Origin of the sequence: Alteromonas profundi, from assembly GCF_010500865.1 — a bacterium.
Classification (GTDB): domain Bacteria; phylum Pseudomonadota; class Gammaproteobacteria; order Enterobacterales; family Alteromonadaceae; genus Alteromonas; species Alteromonas profundi.
Window position 1 is genome coordinate 38,085 of sequence record NZ_JAAAWN010000031.1, and the last position, 6,019, is coordinate 44,103.

A 6,019-nucleotide genomic window follows, 5' to 3' on the forward strand; every position below is an offset into this window, starting at 1 on the left:
ATGCTACTTTACGATAAGGTAGCGAGTGCATCACCTGAATATTCAGTCAGTTCACTGGTTTTGTTTTCCCTAATTTTGTTCGCCCAATTAGGATCTTGCAGCAGCGCGCGGCCTACCGCCACCAGGTCAAATTCCTTATTATCTAGCCGTTCTACAAGGTCATCTATGGCTCGGGTGTCTGAGCTTTGACCTTTAAACGCGCCGAAGAAATCGCCATTTAAACCAACGGAACCAACAGTAATAGTGGGTTTTCCTGTAAGCTTTTTAGTCCATCCGGCGAGATTTAAATTACTATCCTCAAATTCTGGTTCCCAATAGCGGCGCTGGGAACAGTGGAAAATATCTACACCAGCCTCGCTTAATGGTAACAAAAATTGCTCGAGGCGTTGAGGGGTGGTAGCTAAACGCGCGCTATAATCTTGTTGCTTCCATTGAGAGTATCGTAGCACGATAGGAAAATCCGGTGACGTTGCCCCACGAATAGCTTTAATAATTTCTACTGCGAAGCGTCCTCGGTTTTCCATCGTACCGCCCCAACTGTCACTGCGCTGATTAGTACCTTCCCAAAAAAACTGGTCGATGAGATAGCCATGTGCGCCATGAATCTCTACGCCATCCATGCCCATCTTTTGCGCATCTGCAGCTGCAGTAGCAAACGCCTCTATCACTGCTTCTATATGCGCTTGGGTCATAGGCTCTGCGCCCTGTTTACCGGGCTTGAAAAGCCCCGACGGCCCTGCACTTGGTAAATCAGGAAAAGGGGCTTTTTGAGCAACGCGTGCCATGCCCACGTGCCACAATTGAGGCATTATTTTACCACCCGCTTGATGCACTTGTTCTACCACATTCTGCCAAGCTGATAATGCAGCGTCTCCGTGAAACTGAGGAATATTTGCATCCATAGTGGCTACGGGGTCGTTTACTGTCGTGCCTTCTGTAATGATTAGCCCAGTGCCACCGGCAGCACGTCGAGCGTAGTAGGCGGCCACGTCTTCTGTTGGTACGCCTTTTGGTGAAAATTGGCGCGTCATAGGCGCCATAACAATGCGATTGTCTAACGTAAGGTTGTCGCTGTTAAAAGCGCTAAAAAGGGCACCGATATTCGCTGTCATATTTTGTCCTTAATGTGCGGCTATACTCCTATTATTGCAGTAGACTGCCAATAGCGTATATGCCCAAGTTTAAACCAGGGTTTAAGTGAAGTAGGAAGTAACGGGAATACTACGCTGAGTGACTCTGCTGTCAATTTTCAATTATTAATAGTCACTTATAACAAAAAATAACAGAAAATTTGTGGTAATAAATTACCCAGTTATAGAAAATTTTCTGGCACAAAATATCGCACATAATCGATATAAGGACTATTATCAATCATTAGTATAAGTTTTAATTAAAATTGTATCTGTCAAGTAAAAAAGTGTTATTATTGTTGGCATATGGGTGCTTAATCGCAAAGGATTATTGCGGGTACGCGTTAACAATAGGTGGCGAACACTGCCTATCACTGTATTTAAGGTAAGAGGTAAAAATGGATAGTAAACAAACAAATAACTCTCGTCGCCGCATTCTCAAAGGAGTTGTCGCAGGTAGCGCAGTAGCCTCTATTCCTGCTAAATCAGTGTGGGCGAGTACCGTGACGACATCTGTTACTACGTCTGGGCAAGGCTCGGGCAATTTGCAAACAAGCTGTCTAGCACTGAGATCCCCAGGCTGGGTGAAGAACAAAGGTAACGGCTACTCATCCTATAATAGCTCGCTCAAGTTCTCTGACGTATTTGGCTTCGGGTTAATTGGAACGTTAAAATCTGGTACCTCAGCCGATGATTTAAAGAACGTTACCTTACAGCAGGTTTTGGATTACGGAAGCGCTGGTAACCTTGAATGGAACAGTAAGAAAAATAAACCGAAAAGTTTAGGTGGCACTGAAAACGTTAACCGATTTTTAGTGACCATGTACGCTAACGCTTGCCTTTCTGGCTCTGGCGGAATCTGGTACCCTGTTCTCAGTAGCAATGGCGGTAGCTATCACTCAGCGCAAGATTTTGCGCGAGAAATATATAACAGCGCAAAGCTTAACCCTTACGAATTTAAGAGCCAAGCAGAGAGCTTAATTAACGATAACCATGCAAATAGTTACTTACCAGATTGTGCAATTTAACCTATGGCAGTAGCGTTTAACCTGTGTGAAGGGGTGGTTTTGCACTCCTTTTGTGACAGTAGCGGTAGTGTTTTCTATAACGATACCAGCGGCGACATCCTTTCTGTTCCTTTGACAGTATCCCCTTCTGAAGGGGGAAGGTTTATCTGTCACAACACGGAAGGTTTAGGGGGTAAAAGCGTTATAACACCTCCCGAAGCTGTGACAAACAGTATCGAGCAGTTGGTTAAACGGAAGTGGATCACGCTGCATAATGCATGAAGTTATACTTAATACCCATCCGTTTTCATTCAGAATCCACACCAACGCGCCGTTAGTCCTTAAGAACCTAGAACGTATTTATGGGGCGGAACGGTTAAATTTCTCCCCTAATAGCAATGATTTTGCGCACTATAACGTGTCTCTTGTCATAGAGCGAAAGCTCGGCCGCTTGTGGAAGCCTCAGGCACATTTTCTGTGTGATGAGATAGAACCTTTCGTGCCAATGGATAGCGATAAAGCATACGCTATGTTGGAATGGGGGTTAAATTGGGTTGTTGCAGCCCATGAAGTAAATCATGCTATTGTTCATGCTGCTGTGTTAGCAAAAGAAGACAAAGCGGTATTGTTACCCGCCCCGCCAGGTTCAGGTAAAAGCACAACTTGTTGCGCTTTCATGGCCCATGGGTGGCGTTTATTGTCGGATGAGTTAGCGCTAATTACGCCCAATACTTTAACCGTTACGCCCTTTGTGCGACCTGCGTGTTTAAAGAATAAATCAATTGAAGTGGTAAAAGGTTGGTTACCAAATAGCGTTTATTCGGATATAGCACGTAACACGCACAAAGGTGATGTGGTTCATTTATCGCCAAGCGAACATTCGTGGAAACACAGATATCATGATGCGGTATTGACCACTGTGGTAATGCCTACGTATAACGCCAATACCTATTGTGACATAACGCCCTTAACCCAACGGCAAACCTTCCAACAGGTTTTTGACAATTGTTTTAATGTTGGCATATTAGGGCAGGAAGGGTTTTCCACGCTAAGTCACGCGGCAGATAATCTTGAAGGTTATCAAATAACCTTTAATAATGCCGACGAAGTTGTTGCATTTATTGAGGAAACGCACGGGTTTGCATGAGTCAATTTAGCCCCCAATTCTTACATGATATTTGGCATAAACGTGCTGATTTAACATCACTTTCTGCAAAAGAATGGGAAGACCTGGTGTTGTTATTACGAAGCGAAATGCTATTGGCGCGCTTTGCGTACTTTTACCAACAGCAAAGTGCTGAGTTTCCTCGCTTTGTGCAATGGCACTTATCAAATGCACGTAAGTTAGCCAGGAAACAAGCCAAGCAGGTGCTATTAGAAGCGACTTTGCTTACGCCTTTGTGTCGTGCGCACTCAGATAGTGTGGTATTTCTTAAAGGCGCAGCGTATACCTTGCTAGGAGGCGAATTGGCCCAAGGTAGGGTTTATTCCGATATAGATTTACTTGTATCCAAAGCGGGCATAAACAGCATTGAAAAAGACTTAGTATTTCGAGGGTGGATAAGTAAGCCGCTTAACGACTATGACGATTATTACTATCGACAATGGGTACATGAAATTCCTCCATTGATACATAGTAACCGAGGGACAGTATTAGATTTACATCACAATATTGTGCCTCCTATTTCGGGCAAAGCGCCAAACGTAGATAGTCTTTTATCTTGTGTTACTGAAACGGATGATGGCCTTACCGTATTATCACCAGCTGGGTTATTGCTGCATTCGTGTGTTCACTTGTTTTTTAACGAAGAGCAGGAACATGGATATCGAGATCTCGTCGATATTTGGTTATTGCTGACACGCTACAAAAGCCCGGATTTCTGGCAGCAATTGCACGAAATTATTGAACATGTTGGGTTTAAAACTGAGGTGATCTTAGGGCTTCATTACACAGCACAATTTTTTGAGGTTGATATTCCCGCTTCACTAAGCCGTCATCAAATAAATTCTGTGCGCTGGTCTCTGCTAGACTTTATTTACAAACGCACGTTATTACCTAACCACAAAACGGTGAAGGTTAGCGCACAGAAACTGGCTATTTTTATGGCTTGGGTGCGAGGGCATTGGTGCAAAATGCCCATACACATATTACTGTGGCATTTTATTGCGAAGGGGGGCCGTAAACTAGCTGAAGGTTTATTTGGCACTCATATTTTCAAAAAAACCGTACCGCAACAGCAATAGCCTGCACTACGTTGCTTAAAGTGGTACTTTTATTTTAAGTGGGCAAACAGCAACACAGCAACACGGCAGTATTTCATCGTCATCAATAAACGCTAAAGGGTCGGTGGTATAAGCCACTTCACCTTCAAGCAGTTTTGTTCTACAGGCACCACAAAATCCTTCTCGACAATGATAGTGAATGTGCACATTTGCACCTTCTAAGGCCGTGAGTAGGGTAGTTTCAGAGGTAGCAGTAAGGCTTCCCACATCAACCACATCGATGTGAAAAGCCTTTGCGTTTTTACTCATGTATAGTGTTTACAGCTCGAAATCTGCGAAATCGCCTTCACCTACCGCAGAATCAATTTGACCTACTAAGTAAGAGCTAATTTCAGACTCCTGAGGCGCTACTTGAACGTTGTCGGAGTTAAGATAGTTGTTCATCCACGGAAGAGGATTACTGCTAACATCGAATGGGGCGTCGAAACCAATGGCAGTCATACGTTGATTAGCAATATATTCAATGTACTGACAAAGGATTTCTTTGTTCAAACCTATCATTGACCCTGTTTTAAAGAGGTAATCAGCCCATTCTTTTTCTTGCGCTACTGCATTCATGAAGATAGCGCGGGCTTCTTCCTTACACTCTTGTGCAATTTGCGCCATATCAGGGTCGTCTTTGCCTTTAGCCCACAAATTCAAAATATGCTGTGTAGAGGATAAATGAAGGTTTTCATCTCGCGCGATAAGGCGAATAATTTTAGAGTTGCCTTCCATTAATTTACGTTCTGCAAAAGCAAACGTACATGCGAAGGAAACGTAAAAACGAATGGCTTCTAATGCATTTACCGAGTTCATGCATAAATACAGCTTTTTCTTCAATTCATACATATTGATTGTGTGGGCAACGCCATCAATAGTGTGAACACCTTCACCTTGTGTTTGCCACAGCTGCGTGGCGAAAATCAAATCGTCGTAGTACTTCGATATATCCGCAGCGCGGCGTTTGATTTCATCATTAACCACAATATCTTCGAATATTTCACTGGGGTCTGAGAAAAGGTTTCGCAGTATATGTGTATACGAGCGTGAGTGGATTGTTTCGAAGAAAGACCAGGTTTCTACCCAAGTTTCTAATTCTGGCAGTGAAATAATGGGTAAAAAGGCAATATTCGGGCTACGGCCTTGAACTGAATCCAATAGCGTTTGATATTTTAAGTTAGAAATAAAAATGTGCTTTTCAGGATCGGATAACTTTTGAAAGTCAACGCGATCGCGAGAGACATCTACCTCTTCAGGACGCCAAAAAAAGCTAATTTGCTTTTCAATAAGCTTTTCAAATATAGCGTGCTTCTGTTGGTCGTAGCGCGCCACGTTAACGGGATTGCCGAAAAACATTGGCTCGACCAATGGGTTAGTGCTTTGCTGATTGAACGTAGTATATTTCATAGTAGCCTAAATAAAATACTCAATGATAAACGCGTTTATTTATTAATGTTCTTGCTGCCATATGGCGAGAAAGTGCGTGCTATATTTTGTTATGTCTTGTGTTTTTTAGTATCACTGAGTGGGTGGGTTGGTCGTAACCCTTGTTATCTCTCGCACTCTTCACAAACATAACTTGAATCCTCAAATTCTTTTCTATCAGTATAAATAAGT

The 6,019-nt window shown here is 43.1% G+C and carries 7 protein-coding genes; 4 read left to right on the top strand and 3 right to left on the bottom strand.

Annotated elements, in window-relative coordinates; all coding sequences use genetic code 11:
• Nucleotides 1–8: 8 nt before the first annotated feature.
• The gene (locus GTH32_RS17260) at nt 9–1,112 is read right to left on the bottom strand and encodes an NADH:flavin oxidoreductase (protein WP_163088094.1); all 1,104 of its coding nucleotides are present in this window, start codon (nt 1,110–1,112) and stop codon (nt 9–11) included.
• Between the two features lie 416 nt (nt 1,113–1,528).
• Between GTH32_RS17260 and GTH32_RS17265 the strand changes: the two genes are divergently transcribed.
• Genes GTH32_RS17265 through GTH32_RS17280 form a run of 4 tightly spaced genes read left to right on the top strand, consistent with a single transcriptional unit; the run spans nt 1,529 to nt 4,381 of the window.
• Entirely contained in the window at nt 1,529–2,158 is a 630-nt protein-coding gene (locus tag GTH32_RS17265; protein WP_163088096.1) for a hypothetical protein, read from the top strand.
• 3 nt (nt 2,159–2,161) lie between these two features.
• Nucleotides 2,162–2,419: a hypothetical protein gene (locus GTH32_RS17270; protein ID WP_163088098.1), complete on the top strand. Its 258-nt coding sequence runs from the start codon at nt 2,162–2,164 to the stop codon at nt 2,417–2,419.
• A complete protein-coding gene (locus GTH32_RS17275) occupies nt 2,412–3,284 on the top strand; it encodes an HprK-related kinase A (RefSeq protein WP_163088100.1) in 873 nt (290 codons plus the stop codon). The genes GTH32_RS17270 and GTH32_RS17275 overlap by 8 nt, the downstream gene beginning before the upstream one ends.
• Nucleotides 3,281–4,381: a nucleotidyltransferase family protein gene (locus GTH32_RS17280; protein ID WP_163088102.1), complete on the top strand. Its 1,101-nt coding sequence runs from the start codon at nt 3,281–3,283 to the stop codon at nt 4,379–4,381. The genes GTH32_RS17275 and GTH32_RS17280 overlap by 4 nt, the downstream gene beginning before the upstream one ends.
• A 15-nt stretch (nt 4,382–4,396) precedes the next feature.
• On the opposite strand, the gene yfaE is transcribed toward GTH32_RS17280, so the two are convergent.
• Both yfaE and nrdB read right to left on the bottom strand, forming a co-directional pair.
• Nucleotides 4,397–4,669, bottom strand: a complete 273-nt coding sequence (gene yfaE / locus GTH32_RS17285) for a class I ribonucleotide reductase maintenance protein YfaE (protein WP_163088104.1) — start codon at nt 4,667–4,669, stop codon at nt 4,397–4,399.
• A 9-nt stretch (nt 4,670–4,678) separates the two neighbouring features.
• Entirely contained in the window at nt 4,679–5,809 is a 1,131-nt protein-coding gene (nrdB, locus tag GTH32_RS17290; protein ID WP_163088106.1) for a class Ia ribonucleoside-diphosphate reductase subunit beta, read from the bottom strand.
• Nucleotides 5,810–6,019 lie beyond the last annotated feature (210 nt).

What these genes read in the sequence shown, in the direction of transcription:
- GTH32_RS17265 (WP_163088096.1), top strand. Translation starts at nt 1,529, where the DNA reads ATGGATAGTAAACAAACAAATAACTCTCGTCGCCGCATTCTCAAAGGA.
- GTH32_RS17260 (WP_163088094.1), bottom strand. Translation starts at nt 1,112, where the DNA reads ATGACAGCGAATATCGGTGCCCTTTTTAGCGCTTTTAACAGCGACAAC.
- GTH32_RS17280 (WP_163088102.1), top strand. Translation starts at nt 3,281, where the DNA reads ATGAGTCAATTTAGCCCCCAATTCTTACATGATATTTGGCATAAACGT.
- nrdB (WP_163088106.1), bottom strand. Translation starts at nt 5,809, where the DNA reads ATGAAATATACTACGTTCAATCAGCAAAGCACTAACCCATTGGTCGAG.
- GTH32_RS17275 (WP_163088100.1), top strand. Translation starts at nt 2,412, where the DNA reads ATGCATGAAGTTATACTTAATACCCATCCGTTTTCATTCAGAATCCAC.
- yfaE (WP_163088104.1), bottom strand. Translation starts at nt 4,669, where the DNA reads ATGAGTAAAAACGCAAAGGCTTTTCACATCGATGTGGTTGATGTGGGA.
- GTH32_RS17270 (WP_163088098.1), top strand. Translation starts at nt 2,162, where the DNA reads ATGGCAGTAGCGTTTAACCTGTGTGAAGGGGTGGTTTTGCACTCCTTT.